Raw genomic sequence first — 21,832 nt, 5'->3', positions numbered from 1 at the left:
ACACGCATGGCACCGCGCTACTGCATCATTGGCGCCGGCTACTCAGGTCTGGGCATTGCCCGAGCCTTCCAGGAAGCCGGCATTGCCTTCGACATCTTCGAGAAAAACGACGACGTCGGCGGCAACTGGCTCAACGGCGTCTACGATGCAACGCACATCATCTCTTCGCGCAACAGCACCGGCTACGAAGAGTACCCCATGCCGGCCAGCTATCCTGACTTTCCCAGCCGTCAGCAAGTCCTGGACTACCTGCGAGCCTATGCCGACCACTACGGCCTGCGGCGCTACATCCAGTTTGGGCGCCGTGTCGAACGCCTCGAGCCGCTGGACCAGCGCGGTCTCAGCGGCTGGCGCGTCACGCTGGACGATGGGCGCACTCTCGAATACCAGGGGGTCATCGTCGCCAACGGCCACCACTGGGACCGGCGCTACCCGCGCTACCCTGGGCACTTCAGCGGCAAAACCCTGCACTCCAAGGACTACAAAAACGCCGACGACCTGGAAGGGGAAAGCATCCTGGTCGTCGGGGCAGGCAACTCCGGCTGCGACATCGCCGTCGAAGGCGCTCTCTGCAAGCGCATCAAGCACGTAGCCATCTCCATGCGCCGTGGCTACTACTTCCTGCCCAAGACCATTGCCGGCATCCCTGTCGCCGAAATGGAAATGCCCTGGATGCCGCTCTGGCTCCAGAAGCTGATCATCAAAGCCGCCCTGGCCCTGATCGTCGGCCCCAACTCCCGCTACGGGCTGCCCAAACCCGACCACGACCTCTTCGACCGCCATCCGATCGTCAACTCGCAGCTCCTCTACTTTATCCGTCACGGACTCATCAGCCCCAAGCCCGACATCGCGCGCCTGGACGGCAAACGAGTCCACTTTGTGGACGGCAGCAGTCAGGAGTTCGACACCATCGTCTGGGCCACCGGCTTCAACGTCTCCTTCCCCTTCCTCGACCAGAACCTCTTCACCTGGGAGCATGGCTATCCACGTCTGGTCGCTCACCTGCTCGTGCCGGGCCTGGCCAACCTCTACATCTTCGGCCTCCTGCAGCCACGCGGCGGCGCCGGCCCCCTCATCAGCCGTGGGGCCCGCCTGCTCGTTGACCTCGTCCAGTGCCAGGAGCGGCTGGAGACGCCCATCGTTGAGCAGATTGCCCGCTGGGAGCCGCCATCGGCCCGCTACCTGGTTGGCGTCCAGGAGACCATGCGCTCCATCGAGCGTCTGCGGCGTCGGCTACGAGGTCTGGCCCCCCGAGCCAGAGGTGGCCAGCCTGGCAAGCTCAGCGGCAACCAGAGCCAATCACAGCCGCAGCCGGCAGCCGAGAGTGCCCCCGGCTACGCCGTTCCGGCCGCCGGTCATGCCAACCAGTCCTGACTGACAGAGGCATTCTCTATCCTGTCTGCCTGTCTGCCTGACAGGGAGAGAAAGCGAAGCGAGAGGAGCGGGCAAGCCAGCAAGCACCTCATCCCAGAGAGAGAGAAGCACGGAGGGAGGGATCACTATGCAAAGCCACCAGCGCGGCCCCCTGGCCGGCAAACGAGTCCTCGTGACGGGCGCGGCGGGGGCCATCGGTGGAGCCACCTGCGCCGAACTACGCCGGCGTGGGGCGCAGGTCATCGGCCTCGACCGGCGCGGCGGCGAGGGCATCATCCAGGCCGACGTCACCAGCAGCGAGGCCGTTGAGCGGGCTGTGGCCCAGGCCATCAGCGAGCTAGGCGGGCTAGACATCCTCATCAACCTGGCAGGCATCGGTCTCCCCCAGGACGCCGGTGCCCCTCCAGGAGAGGATGTCGCCCTGACCCTGGAAGTCAACCTGCTTGGCCCCTGGACCGTGACCGCCTATGCCCTGCCCGCCCTGCTCGCCTCGCACGGGCGGGTCATCAACGTCTCTTCCGGCCTGGCCTTCGCCACGGTCCCCTTCGCCTCGGCCTATGCCGCCAGCAAGCGTGCCCTGGCGGCCTGGTCGGATGCCCTGCGCATGGAATATGGCAGCCAGATTGGCGTGACCACCGTCTACCCGGGCTATGTGCGCACACCGATCCACGCCGCAGCCGAGGCTGCAGGTCTCTCACTGGCCGACCTCGTACGCGAGGAGCCGCTGGAGGCCGTCGTTGCCACCCTGGTGCGCTGCTGCAGCGGACGCGTCCGCCGCGACGTAGCCACGACGCGCCTGGGGGCCCTCGAAATCGGCCTGGCGCGCCACCTGCCTGCCCTGGTCGATCTAGTGATTTTGCTGCGCCTGCGCCGTCTGGCCCGCGCCCACCGCTACGAGCGCTCGCCGCTGGCTCTGCGCATGATCAAGCGCTGGGGGATCAGCTGATGCTGCACAAGCACAAACGCAAAACGCGCCGCGAGCGGCTCATCGAGGTCGGCCTGGATCTCTTTAGCAGGCACTCCTACGACGAGGTGGCCATCGACGACATCGCCGCTGCCGCCAACATCTCCAAGGGCCTGCTCTACTACTACTTTCCAACCAAGCACGACTTCTATCTGGCCGTCCTGCGCCACAGCACCAACCAATTGTTGGAGCTGACCGAGCCAGACGAGCGGCTGGAGCCGCTGGAGCGCCTGCGCGTCGGCCTATTGGCCTACTTTACCTTCGCCGAAATGCACGCGCGTACCTATGTCGCCCTCCTGCGGGGCGGCGTTGGCGTCGACCCCCAGGTCGCTGCCATTCTCAACCAGGTGCGGCAGACCTACGTCGAGCGCGTTCTGCAGGGCCTGCCCGAGCACGAGCGCCACCTGCCTGCCCTGCGCCTGGCCATCACGGGGTGGGTCGGCTTCGTCGAAGCCCTCAGCCTGGCCTGGCTGGAGGAGCGCCAGCTCACAAAGGAGCAGCTCGCCGACCTGGCCATCAGCACACTGCTGGCCACGATCAACGGCCTCCACGAGCTGGGCACCTCCTCACGCTAAGTGCCTCCGATCCGAGCTGCCCGCCTGGGGCGCCGCCAATCAAGACCCAACTAACAATCAATCGATCGCGAGCAGGACAAGCGAGCAAACAAGTGAGGCGCTCGCTTGTCACCACAGAGGAGGGAAACGGGCGATGGCCGCCTTTCAGACATCCAGTCAGGTCGTCACTGTCGATGGCATTCCTGTACGCTATGAGTGCGCTGGCCAGGGCGAGCCGGTGGTCTTCGTCCACGGCCTCTCTGGCTCGACCAAATGGTGGGCCAGGAACATTCCTGCCATTGCCCAACACTATCGCGTCTACCTGGTCGACCTTCCTGGCTTTGGAGCCATGCGGCGCTACCGTCGTCAGTTCCAACTGCTGCGTGCCCCCCACTGGCTTGATCACCTTTGCCAGGCCCTGGGCCTGGAAAGCTTCTCGCTGGTCGGCCACTCCATGGGGGGCTACGTCTGCATGGCCCTGGCCGCCCAGCGGCCCGAGCGGGTCAGGCACCTGGTCCTGGTGGCCTCCATTGGCATCCCTTTCGAACGCTCGGTGGCTCAGCTCGTCTGGCCAACTGCTCTGGCCCTGCTGCGCACCACACCGGCGTTCTGGCCAACGCTGCTCTACGATGGACTCCGGGCCGGCACCTTGATGATTCTGCGCGCCGCCCACCAGATCGTGGCCCTCGATGCCCGCCCGCTCTTACCGACCCTGCGCACCCCCACCTTACTCATCTGGGGCGCCCAGGACGACCTGGTCCCGCTCTCCTTCGGGCGCCAGCTCCACGCCGCCATCCCTGGGGCCCATCTCTATGTGATCGAGCGCGCCAATCACATCTGTATGTACGATCAGCCACAGTTGTTCAACCAGGCCCTGCTGACCTTTCTGCAAGGCCAGGCGGTGGGCGAGCCGGCCCCGACCTCCACAGCTTCACGCGAGCCAGCCTGAGCCGGAGCACCGGGCTGGGCTGGCATCGGTCTCCTCGCTTGCTTGCTCGCTCGCTCGCCAGCCAGTCTGTCAGTCTGTCTGCCTATCTCTGGGAAGGGGGAATAGCTACCTATGGTGCAAGTGCAGCCTGCGCCTCAGACTTCGACGAGACGCCAGCCAGCCAGCCCGACTCTGCTGGAGATCCTGGCTCTGCTCTCGCGGCGCAATTTGCCCATGACCTTCATGCGCCTCGCGCGCAAGTATGGCGATGTCGTCCACGTCAAAGGGGGTCCTCTGGAAATCTTTCTTCTGAGCGACCCCGAGGATATCCGCGAGGTGCTGGTTGTCCAGCACGCCAATTTCCATAAGGGGCAAGGCGTCCAGATGACCAGCCGCATGCTCGGTCAGGGACTGCTCACCAGCGAGGGCGATTTTCATAAGCGACAGCGCAAGCTGATTCAGCCGGCCTTCCACCGCCAGCGTATCGCCGCCTACGCCACGACGATGGTTCAAGAGGCCGCCCGCCTCTCCCAGTCCTGGCAGGACGGCGCCGTGGTCGACATGGCTGAGCAGATGATGCGCCTCACCCTGATCATCGCCGGCAAAACTCTCTTCAACGTCGACGTGGAGCGCGACGCCAGCACAGTCAGCCAGGCCATGGCCGTAGCCATGGAAGCCTTCATCAAGATCGGCCTCTCTCCCTGGGCCGAACAACTGGAACGCCTGCCGCTGCCCATCCGCCGCCGCTTCTACCGCGCCCGCGACGAGATGGACCGCGTCATCTACCGCATCATCGAGGAGCACCGCCGCAGTGGCCATGACCAGGGCGACCTGCTCTCCTGGCTCCTACAGGCCCACGACGAGGAGGGCGCCATGAGCGACGAGCAGCTCCGCGATGAGATGACAACCTTGCTGCTGGCCGGCCACGAAACAACGGCCAATGCGCTGGCCTGGACCTGGTATCTCCTGGCCCAGCACCCCGAAGTCGCTGAGCGCCTCCGCCGCGAGACGGCCCTGGTTCTTGGCGACCGCCTGCCGACCGCCGACGACTTCCCCCGCCTGACCTACGCCGAGTGGGTCCTGGCAGAATCGATGCGCCTCTATCCACCAGCCTGGAGCATCGACCGCACAGCTATCCGCGACTGCCAGATCCGCGGGCTGACCATTCCCGCCGGCGCGCGCATCATTATGAGTCAATACGTGGTTCACCACGACCCGCGCTTTTATCCCGAGCCGGAGCGCTTCTTGCCCGAGCGCTGGGCACCCGAGGCCCGCGCCTCGCGCCCGAAATTCGCCTACTTTCCTTTCGGAGGGGGCCCCCGCCTCTGCATCGGCGAACCCTTCGCCTGGATGGAGGGCGTGCTCGTGCTCTCAACCTTGATCCGCTCCTGGGAGGCTGAGCTGCTGCCTGGACAACGCATCGAGGCCGAGGCCGCCGTTACGCTTCGCCCCCGTTACGGCATTCGCATGCGCCTGCACCAACGTCAGCAGGCCGCGCTGACCGTCTGAGGCAGGCAGCTACGGCCGGCATCGTCTGCGGCACAGACAGCGGGCAGAGCAGATTGGACGCTCCCTTTCCCTTGTGTTTGACGTCCTCCATCCGCTTGTCCTGGCTTGTCCTGACGAATCCTCCCTTGCCCCACCCACACTTCCCCTCCCCCGGCCACCCTGGCCGGGGGAGACTCCTCCCTCAACAGGGGGAGGGCAGCAGGCTCCCCTGCTCCCTTCCCCTCTCCTCCCTCCCCCCTCACGCCAACCCCTGGACCCCACTCTCCGGCTCCGGCTCCGGCCCCTCCTCTTCTCGCTCGCTCAGAAAGGCCCGAATCGCTTCTGCTGGCCCCGGATCAGCTCCGAAGATGATGGTATAGTGGTTGAGCTGCCCAAACTCGACCAGCCGCGCCCGCCGGATGTGGGTCACCAGCTCCCTGGCCGCCTCCTTACTGAGAAGCTGATCATCGGGGGCGAACATACCGGCTCCCGCCCGCAGTACCAGCGTCGGCGCCTGCACACGCTCCCACTGCTCCCTCGGGCGCGCCTCCTCGGCTCGCCTCCCTTCTTCCAGCACTCCCTCGCGATAGACGCGCGAGCGCACGCTCCCATCAGGCAGCCGCTCAACGTCGTGCTCCAGGTAGCGATCAAGATAGGCGTTCCACCACGGTCCCAGAAACGGCAGGCTCTGCAGGCGCTGGCGATATTCCTCGAAGGAGGCCACGGGCATCCCCAGGCGCGCGATCGAGGCGCTGAGCCAGGCCGGCTGCTCCTCGGGGCTACGCCAGGGCAGCGGCGCCCCAGCATCAACCAGGATGAGCTTGCTGACACGCTCCGGACGCCAGGCCGCGTAGAAAAGCGCAATCAACGCCCCCAGCGAATGCCCTAGCAGGGCCACCCGCTCCAGTCCAAGAACCGTCAGGAGCTGGTCAAGATCAGCGGCGTGGATGGGCACGCTGTAGCCCTGGGCTGGACGCTCGCTTCGGCCCCGCCCCCGCAGGTCATAGGCGATCACCCGGTGGTCGGCGGCCAGAACATCGGCCAATGCCTGGAAGCAGAAGGCGTTGGCCGTCAGCCCATGCAGACAGACCACCGCTGGCCCCTCCCTCCCCCACTGCACTACGTGCAGACGCAGCTCACCCGCAGACACCAGTTCATCCCGCACAGGTTCGATCAGTGTCGGCATGGGTCTTCTTTCTCCTCTTGACAGAATTGTTCCCACTTGCGCATCGCTGCCACCAGCCAGCTCCTCCCCTGCTGGCGACGGACCTCCTTGCGCTGCCAGCCCTGCCGCTGCTGCTCGGGGCTGAGACTCTTCCAGAAAACCTCATAGATCACCTGCCGATAGCAGTCCAGCTCGGGCGGGAACAGGAACGCCTCTTCACTGTCCTCAAGGTAGAAGTACTGGCCTCGCTGGCGATACCAGCGGCGAATCTCCTCCTGCTCGCCTACTGGGGTGGCCCGCTCCACTACCCCCTCCAGACGCTCACGATAGCTGACTACCCCGAAGGGAATACAGTGCAGGTGGGCGTGAAAGACCGTCTGGCCAAAGATCCCATGCTCCCAGAAAAGCAACGGGGCATAGAAGCGAGCGGCGAAACGCCTCACCAGCCGCTTGAGGGCCAATAGCTCGCTATCAAGCTCCTCCGGGACGGCCCCATAGCAGGCATAATGCTCCTTGGGGATAATCAGCAGATGTCCCTCGACCAGAGGGGCGTAATCGGCTACCAGCAGAAAGGTCGGTGTCTCCTGCAAGACAGTCTCCAGGGAGGCACGATCGCAAAAGACGCAGGGGACATTGGCCTGGGTCTGGCTCCGGGGGACTGGCAAAGGCTCGCTCTCGGCAAGACTGCGCAACTGCTGCTCGGCATCCTGTGACGACATTGGGCGGCTCCTTCTCTTCCTCGTCGTAGTGGCTCGGCTCCCTCGATCCCACCCTCCGCTCTCCCCTCCCTTGCTCCGCTCTGCCCGTGAGCTGGTCTGCCAACGGCGCGCTGGGCCCTCTCTCTTTCCCTCATCGCTGAATGCAGAGTGGGTCTCCCCCGCCGCGCTCAGCCGGAGGAACACGAGTGCGAGGCGCTCCCCCACCAGTCTGCGGCGGAGCGCCTCGTTGCCGGGCAGCGCGCTCTCTGGTCAGGCTGGACCAGGTCGGTCAGTCCGGGCAAGCAGAGCAGGCTGCCTCTCAGCCGGCGTGACGGAAGCCGGTCTCGGCCATCGTCAGCGGGGTCCCTTCGCGCTGGATGCCGGCTTCTACCACCTCGGCTACCAGCACCGTTGAGTCACCTGCCGGAACCGTGTGACGCACTTCACAGGCGAGCCACCCCAGGGCTTCGTCCAGAATGGGGCACCCTCCCGGCCCAGGATGGAAGGCCACTCCGGCCAGCTTCTGTGGGTCACGCAGGGCTGACTTGCCAAGCTTGCCGGCCAGCTCGCGTGCTCCCGACGGGAGGACATTGATGATAAAGGTTCGGCTGCGCAGCATCATCGGCAGCGAGCGCGAATCGTTCTCCACTGAGACCGCCACCAGCGGTGGCTCAAAGGAGACCTGCGTCAGCCAGTTGGCCGTGAAGGCGTTGACCTCCCCTCCATCGGCACAGGAGACGGCGTACAGACCATAGGTGAACAAACGCAAGACGTGCTTTTTGGCTGCCTGGTCCATAAGGCCAGTCTGCTCCTCTCGTCCTTTCCTTAGGTATCTCTCGTTTGCTTCTGCTTGCCCGCCTGCCGGAGCAAGCCTGGTCCTTGCTCTGGGCACATCACGACTGCTGCTTGATGGCCACCACCTGGCCCCCAGTCATGGCCTGCAGCTCGGCAGGCGTCAAGGCGAACAGCGCTGAGGGCGTCCCGGCTGCCGCCCAAATGCGGTCATAGCCTAGCAGGTCCTCATCGATGAAGGTCTTCAGCGGCTCCTTATGCCCCACTGGCGGCACTCCTCCGATGGCAAAGCCTGTCCGCTCCTTGACAAAATCGGCGTCAGCCCGCTCGATTGGCTCGCCGACCAGCTCCCCTAGACGCCCCTCATCCACCCGGTTGGCGCCGCTGACTTCGACCAGGATCGGGCGCCCACTCTCCCGACCACGGAAGACCAGCGATTTGACAATTTGGCCCAGCGCACAGCCAACGGCCCGCGCCGCCTCGCTAGCTGTGCGCGTCGAGGTCGGTAGCTCAACGACCTCGCAGCGGAAACCTCCTGCGGCCAGGGCCTCTTGCACGCGCCGCGCCGCCGGACTCAGGTGCCCAAATCGCTCATCAGTCGACATAGTTTGCTCTGCTCTTCCTTCTCACCTGCTTGTGCTTGCTGATCCCCTCGCCCAACGCTGTTGCTGGCCCTCGCCCGGGATCGCTCCCTGCTCAGGCCAGCACGTCCTGAAGCTGGATCGTTCGCCCACGCTGGGGGCTGACCGAGATCATGGCGATCGGTGTCTCCAGCAGTTCTTCCAGGCGCTTCAGGTAGCGCCTGGCCGCGGCTGGCAGATCATCATAATCGCTGATGCCGCTGGTGCTGCACTGCCATCCCTCAAGCTCTTCGTAGACTGGCTCGCAGGCCGCCAGATCGTTGAGGTTGGCCGGCAGGCTGTGGATGGTCTTGCCGTAGAGACGATAGGCGGTGCAGATCTTGATGACGGGGAAGGTATCCAGCACATCGAGCTTGGTGATGACCAGGGCATCCAGACCATTGAGCTGCGCCACAAAACGCCCGGCCACTGCATCGAACCAGCCACAGCGCCGAGGCCGACCGGTGTTGGTCCCGTACTCGTGGCCTCGCCGACGCATCTCTTCTCCCGCCTCATCAAAAAGCTCTGTCGGCATCGGCCCGCTGCCCACCCGCGTGATGTAGGCTTTATAGACGCCGATCACCCGATCGATCGAGCGCGGCGGCAATCCCGCCCCGCTGGCCGCATTCGCCGCCAGCGTCGAGGAGGCCGTCACAAAGGGATAGGTGCCAAAGTCGATGTCCAGCAGCGCTCCCTGCGCCCCCTCGAGCAGAATGGTCTTGCGCTCGAAGAGCGCTTCGTGCAGCATCGCCTGAGTATCGGCAATATAGGGGCGCAGCCGCTGGCCATAGCGGAAATACTCGCCGTGGATCTCCTCCAGCGACAGCGGTGGCTGGCCATAGATCTGGGTGATCATGCGATTCTTCTGCTGCAGAATCGTCGCCAGCTTGCTGCGGAAAGCATCCACGTCCAGCAGGTCAGCCATACGGATACCGCTGCGCGCGTGCTTGTCGACGTAGGCCGGTGAGATCCCTCGCTGGGTACTGCCGATCCTCTCCTCGCCGCGGGCCTCCTCCTCGAGCCGGTCTAGCAGGAAATGGTAGGGCATGACCACATGGGCGCGCTCGCTGATATACAGGCGCGAGATATCGATTCCCTGCCGCTCCAGCTCCTCCATTTCCTCCAGCAGGCCCCGCGGGTCAACGACCACGCCGTTGCCGATAATGCAGGAGGTCTGCGGGTAGAGAATGCCGGAGGGGATGAGACGAAAGACGAACTCTCCCTTCTCATGGACAACGCGATGGCCCGCGTTGCTTCCCCCCTGGTAGCGTACCACAAAGTGCGCCCGCGCTGCCAGCTCGTCGACAATCTTCCCTTTCCCTTCGTCCCCCCACTGGGCGCCAATAACTGCAACTACCGCCATAGCACTGCTCTTCCTCTTCTTCTGCTTCCTGATTCTCTCTTGTGCTTCTTATTCCAGCATACCATCCCTGCCCACCGCCCACTGGCCGGCGGATCGCTCGAAACCAGCTCTCCTCCACGCCCTCTTCCCCTCCGGCCGGGGAAAACTCGCCACCCAGGCAGGTCATCTGCCTCCCCTGGGGGCTGGCGAGTCACCACACCTCTCGCCCGTCCTGAGCCGGGTGCCTGCTCTGTCTCCCGCTTTCCCCGCCTCAGTCGTCCGATCCAGAGCGACTATTGCCCTGCCCTGACGGGTCCTGACTGGCTCTGCTCTGGCCAGCTTCCCGCTGCGTCGCTCATCCTCCGCTCATCCGCCTCGTGCTATCGCCTCTGCCGACCGCTTCCTCTTCGTCAAACAAATTGGAAGGTGGCCAGCATTGTGGCAAAGTACTGATTATTCATCTGATCGAACTGGTCATGCGGGGCCTGGATCTCGATCAGATAGGCTTTGCCCTGGTAGACAGTGGCGTAGACCTGGATATGATCCTGGTTCTGCTGCTGGTAGTCAGCAGAAGCTGTGCGCCAGGTAGTCCCACCGATGGTGGTCGTGGTGGTCGAGCTGACGTTGGTTACTCCGGGCAGGTTCGCCAGCTCTGCGTTCACCAAATCATCCGGTGTCTGGTTGGTGGCCCCTGGTACCTTGAAAGAGGCAGCGATCTCGCTGCTGACAGGGCTGGTGAAGCGGATGCCTGTCCCATCAGGCGTGGAGCTTTGGCTCCAGCCACTGGGATACTGGGTCGTGAAGCCCTCGTTACGGCACTGATCACACCAGGCGAAGCCGGGATTGGGCAGCGGCGTCGGCGAGGCGACCGGTGTGGGCGTGGGCGTCGGACTGGGTGTTGGACTGGGTGTCGGCGTGGGCGTCGGCGTGGGCGTCGGACTCGGCACCGTGGCCGTCATCGTGCCCGGACCCGCTGCCGACTGCGAATTGCCGCGGATCCAAACGAAAGCTCCTATGAAGATGAGCACTATCAGGACAGCCGCCGCCCCCACTGCTGCCACCACGACCCAGGTGTTGCGCTGTTCCGGGCCGCCCGGCTGCGGACGCTGGGGGAACCCACCCCCGTAGGTCTGCCCCGGCACCCCCGGGTATGTGCCCCCGACACCAGGGCCGGCAAAGCCAGTCTGCCCCGGCTGATATGGCGGCATCGTCGGGTAGGGCGTCCCTGGGTAGGGCTGCTGCACCCCTGTCCCGTAAAGCCCCCCCACTGGCGTGGGGTAGCCGCCCGGCGGGTAGCCGCCGGCAGTGGCCGGAAACTCCGCCTGTCGCGGCTGGCCGGGCTGGCTATAGCCACTTCCTCCCAGTCCCTGGCCTGCCGCCGGCATGGCCTCGGTCGCATCCTGGTAAAACTCTGTTCGCTGGCTTGGAGCCGGCGTTCGTGGCCCCGCTGGCCCTCCTCCAATCGCACTGCTCGACATCGGCTCGGTCGCCCAGGGCGAGGGCGAGGGGGAGGGCGGCCCCGGCGTCGCACTGCCTGCCCCTGGACCTCCTCCCAGCCCCGGTGAGTACCCGGGCGGGGGTGAGGCCCCGCGGCTGTAGCCTTGCAAGAGTCCGCTCTTCGACCCCAGTGGGGGCGGAGTCCCCGTCATCTGCGTCGGCTGCGCCGGCGATCCCGGGGATGTAAGCGCTGCTCCACACTGCCCACAGAATGCCTCATCTGGCCCCACCTGGCTGCCGCACTGCGGACAGACACTGTATTGAGACATTGAGTCCGTAATCCTCCTGGGTAACGCTGTTAGTGCTGCCTGTTTGCTTCTGAGCCAGCCTCTCGCGATTTCTCCCTGAGTGTAGCAGATCTGCCAGGAATTTGCCAGATGCTTCCCCTTTTGAGTGAGCCTCTGGCCCCTTGTTCTCCCGCTGAGCGGCGTCCGCCCTTCTTCCCTCCATCCACTCCTGCCGATCGTTGCCCACCTGTCCCCCCCGCCTCGCTCTGCGCCTGCAGCACCACCTCAATCTGTCCCAACCCTTTCCCCGGGTCATGGTAGTAAGCAAGCAGTCTCCGGCCAAGCCAGTTCGCGCACTCGGCCTCCGCAGCCCGGTCACCTCCAGCGGCCGCCTCCAGCAGCAGCGGCAGCGCCTCGTCGGTGAAGGGGCCGCAGAGAATGAGCCAGATCCAGGGAATGCCCTCTTCCCCGTTGACACGTCGCATAGTCTCGCGGTCCGTGCGGCTGGCTCCACGGGGTCCCCACGGATGGCTGTGATAGACCCCAATGATCTGCCCCGGATAGCTCAGTTCGAGTTGCAGGACGTCTTCTGGCGCGAATTCGAAATAGGCCGACGAGTGCGCGATGTTGGGCAGGGGATGCACGGCGGCCAGCCGCCAGCTCCCCCGCTCGTCGATCTCCCCCCTCAGCAGGCCGCACGCCTCGATCTTGCTCCGGCTCCAGGCATCCTGCAGCAGGGCGCGCTGAACATCGCTGGGAATCACTACCGTCGCTCTGCTTCGCCTCGATCCTGCCTCCCGCGCTTCCTGCGCCATGTCCTTTTCCTCCTTTCGCGCTGCCAGCAACAGCGCTCTCTCGTGCTCCTTGTTGATGATAAAGCACCTTCCTACCTCCTGGCAAGCCTCCTTTTGCCGATTGCCTCGGGGAGGTCCCGCTCTCTTCAAGCAAGAAGGAAGTCTGCCACTCTGTAGCCGCGCAGCAGGCCGATGGCCTCGACGCTCCTGTCGGCCTGGTAATGCCCTGGCTGCCGGAGTCCTTCCTCAGCGTGCCTTCCCTGGCGCACAAAAACGGTCGTCAGGCGCTCCCTTAGCTGCTCCTTGCAAGCGGCCAGTAAGTCCAGCCGATCGTCGATGGCCACATAGTGCTCCCCTGGGTAGTGCCTCATGGTCTCTTCCAGGTGGCGCTCTTTATGGTCATAGATGAGGACCCGTCCCTCTACCGCTTCGGCAAGGTGACTGTTGACGATCTTTTCCGCCTGGAAGAGGTGATCACCGTCAGAGACGATGACGGTGAGACCGAGGCTGCTCAGGTGCTCTAGCGTCTCACGCGCTCCCGGGTAGAGGGCCGTGGCAAAGGGGTAGTGTTCGAAGAGGTCCCGCGCTCGCTCAAAGGTCACCTCCGGCAGTCGCTGTTCCGGGGTCTCTGCCCGCAGACGGGCCAGAGCTTGAGGAATGTCAACGACGCCACTTTCGTGGCGCACCGCTTCGTAGAGTTCCCAGAAGCGCCCCGCCAGCTCTGCCCCCAGCAGGACCCTCAGCTCACGCTCCAGCTCCTCCTTGACGTGGTCGTTGTTGAGAAGGGTGTTGTCGACATCAATCCAAAACACGAGCTGTGGCATGCCTGTCTGCCTCCTTTTCTGCTGCCAGGCTTCTCCCCCAGCCAGCCCCCGCCCGGCCAGGGACGCTGTTCGTCGCTCGTTCGTTCGCTCGCTCGCTTCTCCCCCACCGCCGGATCGGCCAGCCTGGAGGGGGACAGGTTCAGTACGTCCGTCCCCCTTGCTCGGTTGCAGCCTGCCTGAGCTGTCTTGGTCGGCTACCTGGCTGACCTGGCCCCCCTGTCACTACCTGGCCCGATGCGCTATAATGCCAGAGGATTGGATTGTTGACCATCGGCACCGCTCCTTCCGGACAGGGCGATCTGTTCTGACTGGCTCCAGGGTTGCCGGATCGGCAGACGCTCGCTTCCCGCGCGCCGATGGTCGCTGTTGGTGCTCTCTTGCTCACTACCCAGGCAGCCGAGAGGGACTGGGCCTGCCTTCCGCGCTCCGCTCTGTCCGGCCAAGAGGCTGCCTGGCTCTGCAGTTGATCTCTGGACGATGGGTGCTATGGACACTCAGCAATCTCAGCTCGCCTCTGAGCAGCTTCCCGCCTCGCGACCCTCAGCCACGGAGCGCAAGCGGGTTCTGCTCTTGATGACGCCCGCGACCTACCGCGGCGGCGCCTTTGTGAGTGCCGCCCGTCGCCTCGACCTGGAGGTTGTGATTGGCCTGGACACTCCGCCGGGCCTGGTAGCTGCCTGGCCGCCGGAGGTCCTGACGCTGGACTTCAAGGCCCCAGAGGAGGCGGTGCAGCGCATTCGTGCCTTTGCCCGTCAGCGCCCCCTGCAGGCCGTGCTCTCTGTCGACGACAGTGCCGTTGAGCTGGCTGCCCTGGCGAGCGAGGCCCTTGGGCTTCCCTGCAACTCCCCGGCTGCCGCCGAGGCGGCTCGCGATAAATATGTGATGCGCCAGCGCATGGCGGCCGGCGGGGTCCCTTGCCCGGTCTTTCGCTACTTCCCACTGACCGCCGACCCCGCAGCCGTCGCTGACGCCGTCAGCTATCCCTGCGTGCTCAAACCCTTGCGCCTCTCGGGCAGCCGTGGCGTCATTCGCGCCGATACGCCGGTCGAATTTGTGACCGCTTTTCGTCGTCTCAGGCGCATCCTTCTCGCCGAAGGCTTTGAGGAGGAGAGCAGCGGCTTTCTGGTCGAAGACTTCATACCTGGCTTTGAGGTGGCCCTGGAGGGACTGCTGACTGGTGGGCACTTGCAGGTCCTGGCTCTCTTCGACAAGCCCGATCCGCTCGATGGACCGTTTTTTGAGGAGACGATCTATGTGACTCCCTCGCGCCTGCCGCCGGCTGTTCAGGAGGCGATCCGCTCCTGCGTCGAGCGGGCCGCTGCCTCGATTGGCCTGCGCGAAGGCCCGGTCCACGCCGAGCTGCGCGTCAACGAGCATGGTCCCTGGATGCTGGAGATTGCCGGGCGCTCGATTGGGGGATTGTGCTCTACGGTGCTGGAGTTTGGCGCCGGTATGTGCCTGGAGGAGCTGATCTTGCGGCACGCTCTGGGGCTGGCGCTGCCCTCGCTGGAGCGCCGTCCGGAGGCTGCTGGGGTCATGATGATCCCCATTCCTCAAGCGGGCATCCTCAAGGGCGTGCAAGGCCTCGAGGAGGCTCGCCAGGTACCGCTGATCACGGGCGTGGAGATTACCGCCCCTCTCAACAATCCGCTGGTCCCCTTGCCGGAGGGCGCCAGCTACCTGGGCTTCATCTTTGCCCGCGGCCAGTCGCCCGCCGCTGTAGAGGAGGCCCTGCGGGCAGCCCATCGGTGTCTGCGCTTCGACATCCGCCGTGAGCTGCCGGTCCTCAATGCCGCCCTGAGGCCCACGACTCCTCCTACGGTTGCAGAACAGGCTCGCTGAGGCTCCTGCCCTCTCGCCTCGCTCGGCAGCTTTTCTCCTTAGCCGCGTAGGCTGCAGCAGTGGGAGGTGGAGGGGGCCGCGACGCTCCGCTCCTGGCTCTCTGAACGCTCCGGGCCGCAGCAGGTGCCAAACTGCCCGCGGGTCGGCTCTGCGCAGCAGAACCAGCTTTCGGTGAGGCGCGGCGGTCGCTTGGGCGGCCCGTAGCGCCTCAGCGCTGCCTCTCGATCGAAGGGGCATCCACTGACAGCCAGGGCCTCCTCCTTGATGTGGAAAAAGGTCTCGACGGGATTCCACCCTTGCTGAGCTGCCTCCTCGGCAATCTGGGCCACTCGCTCTTGCAGTTGGTCCATGCGGACATCGGGGTGACGCCAGCGATAGCTGTAGGCTGCCTCATCTAGCTCTCCCAGCCAGGCGGGCCTCCCCTCGCTCTCCAGCAGCGCCGAGCCAGGCGGAATGAGCAGCCGGATCGAGAAGTGCACCGGGTCGACCTGCTCTACCAGGCGACGCTCTTCAAAGAAGTCGAGTAGGGCCAGATAGCTCTCCAGGGTCTCCCACGGCGAGAAGGGGAGCAGCGAGGGACGGAGGGTCAGCCCTACTTCCTCCATCAGGTCAAAGGCGGCTACCGCCTCGGCGGCAGTGTGCCCCTTGCGCAGATGGCGCAGGACCTCATCGTTGAGCGACTCGACGGCCGAGACCACGAACAGACAGCCCAGCTCGCGCAGCTCCGGCAGCAGGTGGTGATGCTTGAGCAGGTGCTCGATCTTGATCGTCGCGTCGAAGGTCACTGTGGGGAACTCGCGATGCAGCGCTCGTGCGATGCGCAGGGCATGGGTGGGACCGTTGAAGAAGTCGGGGTCTCCGAAGGTGATGTGCTCCGCCCCTTGCTCGACCTGAGCTCGAATGTCGGCCAGAACCACCTCCTGAGGCACGGCAAAGAAGCGCCCGCGATAGACCGGGGTGATCGGGCAGTGCAGACAGGTGTGTTTGCAGCCGCGGGTCGTCTCGCTGTAGCCCGCCAGACGGTACTCGCCGTTCCACTCCAGACGGGCGTAGCGCTCCAGAGCCGGCAGTGCTTGCCGCCTCGGCACCGTGAAGGCTGGACGCCGTAGCCAGGCCCCCGCCGGCTGCTCGCGCGTGCGCACCCCCGGCACCTCTGGCAGTCGCGCCAGTCGCCGTCCTGGCTGATCGCCTTCCCCTGCGAGCTGCTCCTCTTCTGCCTGCTCAATGGCCCTCACCAGAGCGAGCAACGGCTCCTCGTACTCTCCTCCCAGCACCGCGTCGGCCACTTCGCGCAGCAGATAGTCCGCGTTCAGCAGGGCGTAGAGGCCATAGAAGCAGAGATAGACCTGGGGACGAGAGGCGCGGATGCGACGAGCCAGAGCCTCCCCCAGACGGAGCGCCGTATGCATCGGAACCGAAATCGCCACCAGGCGGGCTGCCTGGATCGCCTCTTCGCTGAGTGGTTCGACGGCGCTATCAATCACCCGGGGCTGATAGCCGGCTTCGCACAAACGCGCCTGCAGCGAGGCCAGCGCTAGCGGTTGATGGCCCAGCTCGTAGCAGGAAAGCAAAAGGATGGCACCCGGAGCTTTCATTTCTTGCGTGCCGGGCCACCGCCTTTGCGGGCCGGTCCCACTCCAACCCCGGCATCTTCGGGAATCCAGCCCTCGGGCTTCTGTTCCTCCTGGCCGCCAAAGAAGAACTCTTCCATCTGCTCACGCAGGAACTTGCGCGCCTCGGGGTCGGCCAGGTTCAGACCATAGTGATTGATCAGCAGCGTGCGCTGGGCCTCCCACATCCGCCAGGCTTGCTCGGAAACCTGCTCATAGATTCGCTGGCCCAGCTCTCCCGGCATCGGTGGCTTCTCCAGCCCGGGAAGCTGACGGCCCAGCTTGACACAGTTGACCATTCGTGGCATGGTAGATACTCCACGCTTTCCCTGAAAATGCTGTCGTGTCTGGCTACATGGTATCCAATGCGGAGAGCAATGTCAAATAAAACCGATGCCGGCCTGCCCTCCTCGGGAGGGCCCCGCCTCCTCTTCTTCGCTATGGAAGGGATTTTTTCTGCGCTGCCGCTGCAGATGCTGCTACAAGCGGGGGTTCACGTCGCGGCCCTGGTTGTGCCCGCTCCTCCGGCGCTCGCAGCCCAGGCCCAGCAGCCGCCGCTGCGTCGCCTGCTGGCCTCCCCCCAGCAGCCTGCGGGCCGCCGCTGGCTGCCCGTCCTCCATGGCCCCTGGCCGACGTCGCCCACTGCTCTGGCCCTCAGCGCCGGCCTGCCTGTCTGGGAGGTCGCTCGCCTGCAGGCCGAGGAAACCCTCACGACGCTGGCCTCCTACCAGTGCGATCTGCTCTGCGTCGCCTGCTTCCCTCGCCGCCTCCCTGCCTCCCTGCTCACCTTGCCTCGCCTGGGGGCCATCAATCTCCATCCTTCGCTGCTGCCAGCCCTGCGCGGGCCGGAGCCGCTCTTCTGGGTCTTCCGCGAAGGACTCAGCGAAACCGGGGTCAGCGTTCATGTGCTGGAGGAACGCCTGGATGCCGGCCCGATCGTGGCCCAGGAGCGCCTCGCGATCCCCGACGGCATCAGCTACGCCGAGTTGGAACGCCTCTGCGCCGAACGCGGGGCTCGGCTGCTGCTAGAAGCCGTGCAGGCCATCGCTTCGGGCACAGCCCGGTACCACCCCCAGGACGACCGGCAGGGGAGCTATCGGCCTGCCCCCTCTCCGGAAGATCTGCGGGTGCCCGCTTCGGACTGGACGGCTCGCCACGTCTATAACTTCATCCGGGGAATAGCTTCCTGGGCTGGACCCCTGCCCGTTGACAGCCCGGAGGGGAATCTGCTCGCTAGCGACGCCCTCGCCTGGTGGGATCCACAGGAAGGGCGCCCGTTCGTTCCTCCTCTCTCCCCACTGCCCTCAACCGAACGGCTGCTTCGCTGCAAAAGCGGCCTTGTCCATCTACGGCTCGCTGCCGCCGAGGCCTCCCGAGGCCCCCCGAGGCCCCCCGAGGCCCCCCGCGCCGCACCCGATGAGCGCTGAAGGCCCTGCCGGAGAGCTGCTTAGCGAGAAGCGGGGCCACCGCTCAGAAGCCGCTCGATTGTCTCCAACAGCTCGTCAAGCTCCAGGGGCTTGCTCAGTCCCACAATATGGCGCTGCCGGATCTCCTGCTCCGGCAGGCGGGCACTGACCAGAATCGTCGGGATCGAAGCCAGATCCTCCATCGTCTGGAGCTGGTCGAACAGCTCGATGCCGTTCATGCCCGGTAACTGGTAGTCGAGGATCAGCAATCCGGGTCGGATGGAGCGCACCGCCTTGAGCGCCTGAAAGGCATCGTGGACCAGCAGCACGCGATGCGGGGTCTCTTGAGAGATTGCCTGGACCAGAAAGGCACCGATCCCATCGTCGTCTTCCACAATTAAGATCGTCTTCGCCCCGGCCTTCTCCTCCGGCAGCTGCTCCTCACGCTTGTGTGACATAGGCTCATCTCACAATCACTCATGGCGCAAGAGCCTACGGCTGCGCGGATCGCCTGCCACTCCCTGGGGGGCCTTTGCTGGAGTGGTGCCATCTGTGCTGGCTCTTCTCGCCCGGAATGGTGCGCCCTATTTCGGTCATGACCGAAATTTCCGAACGCTTTACGATTATACCACGCTGCGGCAATCCTTCCAGAGCCACTTCCATCGGCAGAGGTCGCAGGAGAAGCCAACCCGGCTCTTTGCTGCCTGCCCGGAACACGCTGGCCCAACTGGTACCCTCGGGGGAGCCTCAGCCGGCCTGCTTGCCAGCCCATCCGCCGTTCGCTACGGACCTGCCTGGAAGAGGCCATCAGAGTCTTTCACTCCCAACGGGCGCTGGCTGTTTCAAGCTCAGCCCGCCCGCCCTGTCCGCCAGCCAGGTCCTTCTGACCAGGACCCCAACGACGGCGGAATCGTTCGCTGCTCGACAAGGCTCTCCCCCTGCTTTAAGAGGGACTCACGGCCTCGCCGCTCAGCGACCCGCGCAGCAACAAGACGGGGCAGCTTGCATGATCGAGGACAAAGCGCGCCACATGGCCCACGGAGGCTGGCCCCTGCTCCGGCCCTCGCCCGCCACGCGGCGAACGTGCGCACAGCAGAAGGAGATCCGCCCCCCACTCCTGGGCGCAGCGGACAATCTCCTGTTCCGCCCGTCCCTCGCGCTGCAGCAGCTCGGCTCCACCGAGATAGCGCGCCGCCTCCTGCAGAATCTCTTGGGCCGTCTCCCGCTCGGCCTGTCGCAGGTGCTCCTGCCGGAACGGCGGCAAATGAGGAGGACGCAGGAAACGCTCTCGCCGGCGCTCCAGTTCTCCTAACGGGCGCGTATCTATAACATAGAGGAGGCCCACCTGCAGTCGCTCGCCAGACTGCGGCCAGAATCGGGCAATGGCCTGCCCCAGCAGCTCGGCATTGAGGCCGTCGAGGCAGCCGAGCACACGTACAGCCGACATAGTAAAACACCTCCTTCCTTCCCGATCCGCTTGTCGCCATCGACTCCCCCGAAGGCACCGCTGGCCTCCCTGGCCTGGCCTGTCCCGCCAGGCTAGAGAAGCAGCCAGATCAGACAGGCTCCGGCCAGCAACATCGGAGGCGTCACCAGAATACCCACCTTAAAGTAGTCCAGACCCGACACATCAAGCTGGCGCTGGCGGAGCAACAGCAGCCAGAGCACCGTCGCCAGGGAGCCTACCGTCGTCAAGTTCGGACCCAGGTCGCAGCCGAAGATGGTCGCCGCCACAAAGGCCAGCTGCGTCGTCGGTGCAAGCTGCCCGTGCAGTGCCTGCAGCGAGGCGCTGAGCACCACTGCCATCGGCACATTATTGATGAGATTGGTTCCCAGCGCTGCCCCCAGCGTTCCCACCATCACGGCCCCGAATGTGCTCCCACCCGACAGACGCAAGAGCAGCTCGCCAAAGAGGCGCGTCAGACCGGTCTCCTCCACCGCCTGCACAACGATGAACATGCCCGCGATGAAGCCAAACAGCGACCAGGAAATGTGAGCGGCCAGCTCGCGCGGCCTGAATTGTCGCCAGCGTAAGGCCCCCGCCAGCAGCAGGGCCGCCCCGGCCAGCGCTACACACGAGAGGGGAAAGCCGCTGGCCGAGGCCAACACGTAGGCTACCGCCACCATTCCCAGCACCAGGCAACAGTAGCGAAAATAGCCTGGCTCCTTGATGCTCTCCTGGGCCGAAGGCAGACGCTTCAGCTCAAAGCCGCCGCATACCTCGCGACGATAGAGCCAGAAAAAGACTCCCACGTTGATGCTGATCACCGCCAGAGCTGGCAGCCAGAGCAGACGCACAAATGTCCAGAGATCAAGCTGGAAGCGAGAAAGCACCAGAATATTGATGGGGTTGCTCACCGGCAGCAGAAAGGAGGCCGTATCGGCGATAAAGGTACAGGCGAAGAGGAAGGGGATGACCGGCAGACGAAGGCGCGTCACCAGTGTATACACCACAGGTGTCAGAATCAGGGCCGTGGCATCGTTGGAAAGCACCATCGATATCAGGCTGCCGAGCAGGAAGACATTGAGCAGCAAGAGACGGGCCCGCTGCCGCGCCAGGCGCGCTGCCGCCAGGGCCAGCCAGTCGAAGAGGCCGGCCTGATCGGCAAAAGCCGACAAAGCCATCATTCCCAGGAAAAAGAGAAAGACGTTCCAGTCTGCCAGCAGCGTCTGAAGGGCCGTCAGCGGACTGATCAATCCGAGCAGCAGCAAGAGCGCGGCCCCGGCCAGGGCGATCAGGGCCTCGTTCCAGCGGAAAGGGCGCGTCATAATGCCAACCAAGGTCAGCACGGCAATCAGCGCCGTCAAGAGGGTCCGTGTCAGGGTCGGCAGAGGAAAGAGTAAGAACATGAGCGCTCGCCAGGCTTTTCCCGACGGACCACAGGGCCAAGAGCAGGCTCAGCCAGGTCTTTTCGGCCCGCTGGCCTCTGCTGGCCGCCGGTCCGCATCGCTTTCTCTGCAGGATAGCAGACGGCCAGGTTGAGCGTCAAGCCAGCTCGCCCCGGCCATCCTTCTCCTCACCTTACTGCCGTGGTCCGAACGTGTGCGGGCCCGTGGGCGGCCTCAAGCCAGAGCGGCCCGTTCCCGGCGGCCCCGACTTAGCCGGCAAGCGCAGCGCAGGGGCCGGCAAGAGCGCTGGCCCGGCTCCGGACTCCTGTCCGCTCGTCTGGATGGCTTGTCCGCCCTTCGCTCTGCGGCGTTGCCACCAGAGACTCAGGCCCCCGCCTACAGCCAGAACCACTCCCAGCAGACCAAGCCCTCCTCCCAGCGGCCAGTCATTTTCATAAAAGCCTTGCGGACTCTGGCGGTAGAGGGCGCTTCTGAACTCCTGCACGACACGACCATCCAGGTCGTAGAGCGTCAGAGCCACAACGGTATATGCCGGGCCAGTCAGGTGCGTCCCCAGCCGGGCCCGCACATCGATCTGCGTCGTCTCATCGGGACGGTAGAGCAGTCCCACCGGCATGAGATCTTTGAGAGTGGCCGTCCCCTGGATCGGGGGTGTGAACTCCTGCTCTCTGAGCAAATACAGCGTAGGACTGCCTTCCAGCTGCAGATATCCCTCGTGGGTCTGCGGGTCCGACAAGTAGTGTCCAATCACCGCCCTCCCGCTACTGCGATAAGTCACCTGGTGCGATTGCCAGCCTACGACCAGGCCCAGGCCCACAATCAGCAGGCCCGTCAGACAGATCAGCCAACGCAGCATC

The 21,832-nt window shown here is 64.9% G+C and carries 21 protein-coding genes and 1 pseudogene; 7 read left to right on the top strand and 15 right to left on the bottom strand.

Going from position 1 to position 21,832, the window contains the following annotated elements; all coding sequences use genetic code 11:
* Positions 1 to 6: 6 nt before the first annotated feature.
* The 5 genes from ACFMO7_RS11980 to ACFMO7_RS11960 all read left to right on the top strand — a co-directional run bounded on the left by ACFMO7_RS11980 (position 7) and on the right by ACFMO7_RS11960 (position 5,329).
* On the top strand, positions 7 to 1,374 hold the full coding sequence (locus ACFMO7_RS11980; protein WP_376795712.1) for a flavin-containing monooxygenase: 1,368 nt from the start codon (positions 7 to 9) through the stop codon (positions 1,372 to 1,374).
* A 127-nt stretch (positions 1,375 to 1,501) separates the two neighbouring features.
* Positions 1,502 to 2,320 (top strand): SDR family NAD(P)-dependent oxidoreductase, encoded by an 819-nt coding sequence (locus tag ACFMO7_RS11975; protein WP_376795711.1) that lies wholly within the window; start codon positions 1,502 to 1,504, stop codon positions 2,318 to 2,320.
* Positions 2,320 to 2,913, top strand: coding sequence for a TetR/AcrR family transcriptional regulator (locus ACFMO7_RS11970; RefSeq protein WP_376795710.1), 594 nt, complete (start codon positions 2,320 to 2,322; stop codon positions 2,911 to 2,913). The genes ACFMO7_RS11975 and ACFMO7_RS11970 overlap by 1 nt, the downstream gene beginning before the upstream one ends.
* A 133-nt stretch (positions 2,914 to 3,046) precedes the next feature.
* Positions 3,047 to 3,841 carry an alpha/beta fold hydrolase gene (locus ACFMO7_RS11965; protein ID WP_376795709.1) on the top strand — a complete coding sequence of 265 codons (795 nt, stop codon included), beginning with the start codon at positions 3,047 to 3,049 and terminating at the stop codon, positions 3,839 to 3,841.
* Positions 3,842 to 3,952: 111 nt separating this feature from the next.
* On the top strand, positions 3,953 to 5,329 hold the full coding sequence (locus tag ACFMO7_RS11960) for a cytochrome P450 (RefSeq protein ID WP_376795708.1): 1,377 nt from the start codon (positions 3,953 to 3,955) through the stop codon (positions 5,327 to 5,329).
* Between the two features lie 238 nt (positions 5,330 to 5,567).
* On the opposite strand, the gene ACFMO7_RS11955 is transcribed toward ACFMO7_RS11960, so the two are convergent.
* The 9 genes and pseudogenes from ACFMO7_RS11955 to ACFMO7_RS11915 all read right to left on the bottom strand — a co-directional run bounded on the left by ACFMO7_RS11955 (position 5,568) and on the right by ACFMO7_RS11915 (position 13,267).
* Entirely contained in the window at positions 5,568 to 6,494 is a 927-nt protein-coding gene (locus tag ACFMO7_RS11955; RefSeq protein WP_376795707.1) for an alpha/beta fold hydrolase, read from the bottom strand.
* Positions 6,482 to 7,192 carry an HIT family protein gene (locus ACFMO7_RS11950; RefSeq protein ID WP_376795706.1) on the bottom strand — a complete coding sequence of 237 codons (711 nt, stop codon included), beginning with the start codon at positions 7,190 to 7,192 and terminating at the stop codon, positions 6,482 to 6,484. The genes ACFMO7_RS11955 and ACFMO7_RS11950 overlap by 13 nt, the downstream gene beginning before the upstream one ends.
* A gap of 298 nt (positions 7,193 to 7,490) precedes the next feature.
* Positions 7,491 to 7,967: a flavin reductase family protein gene (locus ACFMO7_RS11945; RefSeq protein ID WP_376795705.1), complete on the bottom strand. Its 477-nt coding sequence runs from the start codon at positions 7,965 to 7,967 to the stop codon at positions 7,491 to 7,493.
* A 97-nt stretch (positions 7,968 to 8,064) separates the two neighbouring features.
* Entirely contained in the window at positions 8,065 to 8,568 is a 504-nt protein-coding gene (locus ACFMO7_RS11940; protein WP_376795704.1) for a YbaK/EbsC family protein, read from the bottom strand.
* 91 nt (positions 8,569 to 8,659) lie between these two features.
* Positions 8,660 to 9,946, bottom strand: a complete 1,287-nt coding sequence (locus tag ACFMO7_RS11935; RefSeq protein WP_376795703.1) for an adenylosuccinate synthase — start codon at positions 9,944 to 9,946, stop codon at positions 8,660 to 8,662.
* A 389-nt stretch (positions 9,947 to 10,335) separates the two neighbouring features.
* Complete coding sequence (locus ACFMO7_RS11930) at positions 10,336 to 11,403, bottom strand: hypothetical protein (RefSeq protein ID WP_376795786.1); 1,068 nt, start codon at positions 11,401 to 11,403, stop codon at positions 10,336 to 10,338.
* A gap of 210 nt (positions 11,404 to 11,613) precedes the next feature.
* A pseudogene (locus tag ACFMO7_RS11925) lies at positions 11,614 to 11,691 on the bottom strand (zinc-ribbon domain-containing protein); the annotation flags it as partial.
* A 29-nt stretch (positions 11,692 to 11,720) separates the two neighbouring features.
* A complete protein-coding gene (locus tag ACFMO7_RS11920) occupies positions 11,721 to 12,464 on the bottom strand; it encodes a Mov34/MPN/PAD-1 family protein (RefSeq protein ID WP_376795702.1) in 744 nt (247 codons plus the stop codon).
* 125 nt (positions 12,465 to 12,589) lie between these two features.
* A complete protein-coding gene (locus tag ACFMO7_RS11915) occupies positions 12,590 to 13,267 on the bottom strand; it encodes an HAD family hydrolase (RefSeq protein ID WP_376795701.1) in 678 nt (225 codons plus the stop codon).
* A gap of 486 nt (positions 13,268 to 13,753) precedes the next feature.
* On the opposite strand from ACFMO7_RS11915, the gene ACFMO7_RS11910 reads away from it, so the two are divergent.
* Positions 13,754 to 15,109 carry an ATP-grasp domain-containing protein gene (locus tag ACFMO7_RS11910; RefSeq protein WP_376795700.1) on the top strand — a complete coding sequence of 452 codons (1,356 nt, stop codon included), beginning with the start codon at positions 13,754 to 13,756 and terminating at the stop codon, positions 15,107 to 15,109.
* Between the two features lie 38 nt (positions 15,110 to 15,147).
* On the opposite strand, the gene ACFMO7_RS11905 is transcribed toward ACFMO7_RS11910, so the two are convergent.
* On the bottom strand, positions 15,148 to 16,704 hold the full coding sequence (locus tag ACFMO7_RS11905) for a CUAEP/CCAEP-tail radical SAM (seleno)protein (protein ID WP_376795699.1): 1,557 nt from the start codon (positions 16,702 to 16,704) through the stop codon (positions 15,148 to 15,150).
* Positions 16,701 to 17,027: an oxidative damage protection protein gene (locus ACFMO7_RS11900; RefSeq protein WP_376795698.1), complete on the bottom strand. Its 327-nt coding sequence runs from the start codon at positions 17,025 to 17,027 to the stop codon at positions 16,701 to 16,703. The genes ACFMO7_RS11905 and ACFMO7_RS11900 overlap by 4 nt, the downstream gene beginning before the upstream one ends.
* 69 nt (positions 17,028 to 17,096) lie before the next feature.
* Here ACFMO7_RS11900 and ACFMO7_RS11895 point away from each other — a divergent pair, with 69 nt between their 5' ends.
* The gene (locus tag ACFMO7_RS11895) at positions 17,097 to 18,146 is read left to right on the top strand and encodes a methionyl-tRNA formyltransferase (protein ID WP_376795697.1); all 1,050 of its coding nucleotides are present in this window, start codon (positions 17,097 to 17,099) and stop codon (positions 18,144 to 18,146) included.
* A 20-nt stretch (positions 18,147 to 18,166) separates the two neighbouring features.
* Here ACFMO7_RS11895 and ACFMO7_RS11890 read toward each other — a convergent pair whose 3' ends face one another.
* From ACFMO7_RS11890 to ACFMO7_RS11875, 4 genes are all read right to left on the bottom strand, one after another.
* The gene (locus ACFMO7_RS11890; RefSeq protein WP_376795696.1) at positions 18,167 to 18,583 is read right to left on the bottom strand and encodes a response regulator; all 417 of its coding nucleotides are present in this window, start codon (positions 18,581 to 18,583) and stop codon (positions 18,167 to 18,169) included.
* Between the two features lie 485 nt (positions 18,584 to 19,068).
* Positions 19,069 to 19,572 carry a universal stress protein gene (locus tag ACFMO7_RS11885; protein WP_376795695.1) on the bottom strand — a complete coding sequence of 168 codons (504 nt, stop codon included), beginning with the start codon at positions 19,570 to 19,572 and terminating at the stop codon, positions 19,069 to 19,071.
* 92 nt (positions 19,573 to 19,664) lie between these two features.
* Positions 19,665 to 20,975 (bottom strand): ArsB/NhaD family transporter, encoded by a 1,311-nt coding sequence (locus ACFMO7_RS11880; RefSeq protein WP_376795694.1) that lies wholly within the window; start codon positions 20,973 to 20,975, stop codon positions 19,665 to 19,667.
* A gap of 172 nt (positions 20,976 to 21,147) precedes the next feature.
* Positions 21,148 to 21,831 carry a hypothetical protein gene (locus ACFMO7_RS11875; RefSeq protein ID WP_376795693.1) on the bottom strand — a complete coding sequence of 228 codons (684 nt, stop codon included), beginning with the start codon at positions 21,829 to 21,831 and terminating at the stop codon, positions 21,148 to 21,150.
* Position 21,832: the final 1 nt, after the last annotated feature.

It is taken from the genome of Thermogemmatispora sp. (assembly GCF_042408735.1).
Classification (GTDB): Bacteria; Chloroflexota; Ktedonobacteria; order Ktedonobacterales; family Ktedonobacteraceae; genus Thermogemmatispora.
This window is presented reverse-complemented; position numbering and strand designations above follow the sequence as displayed.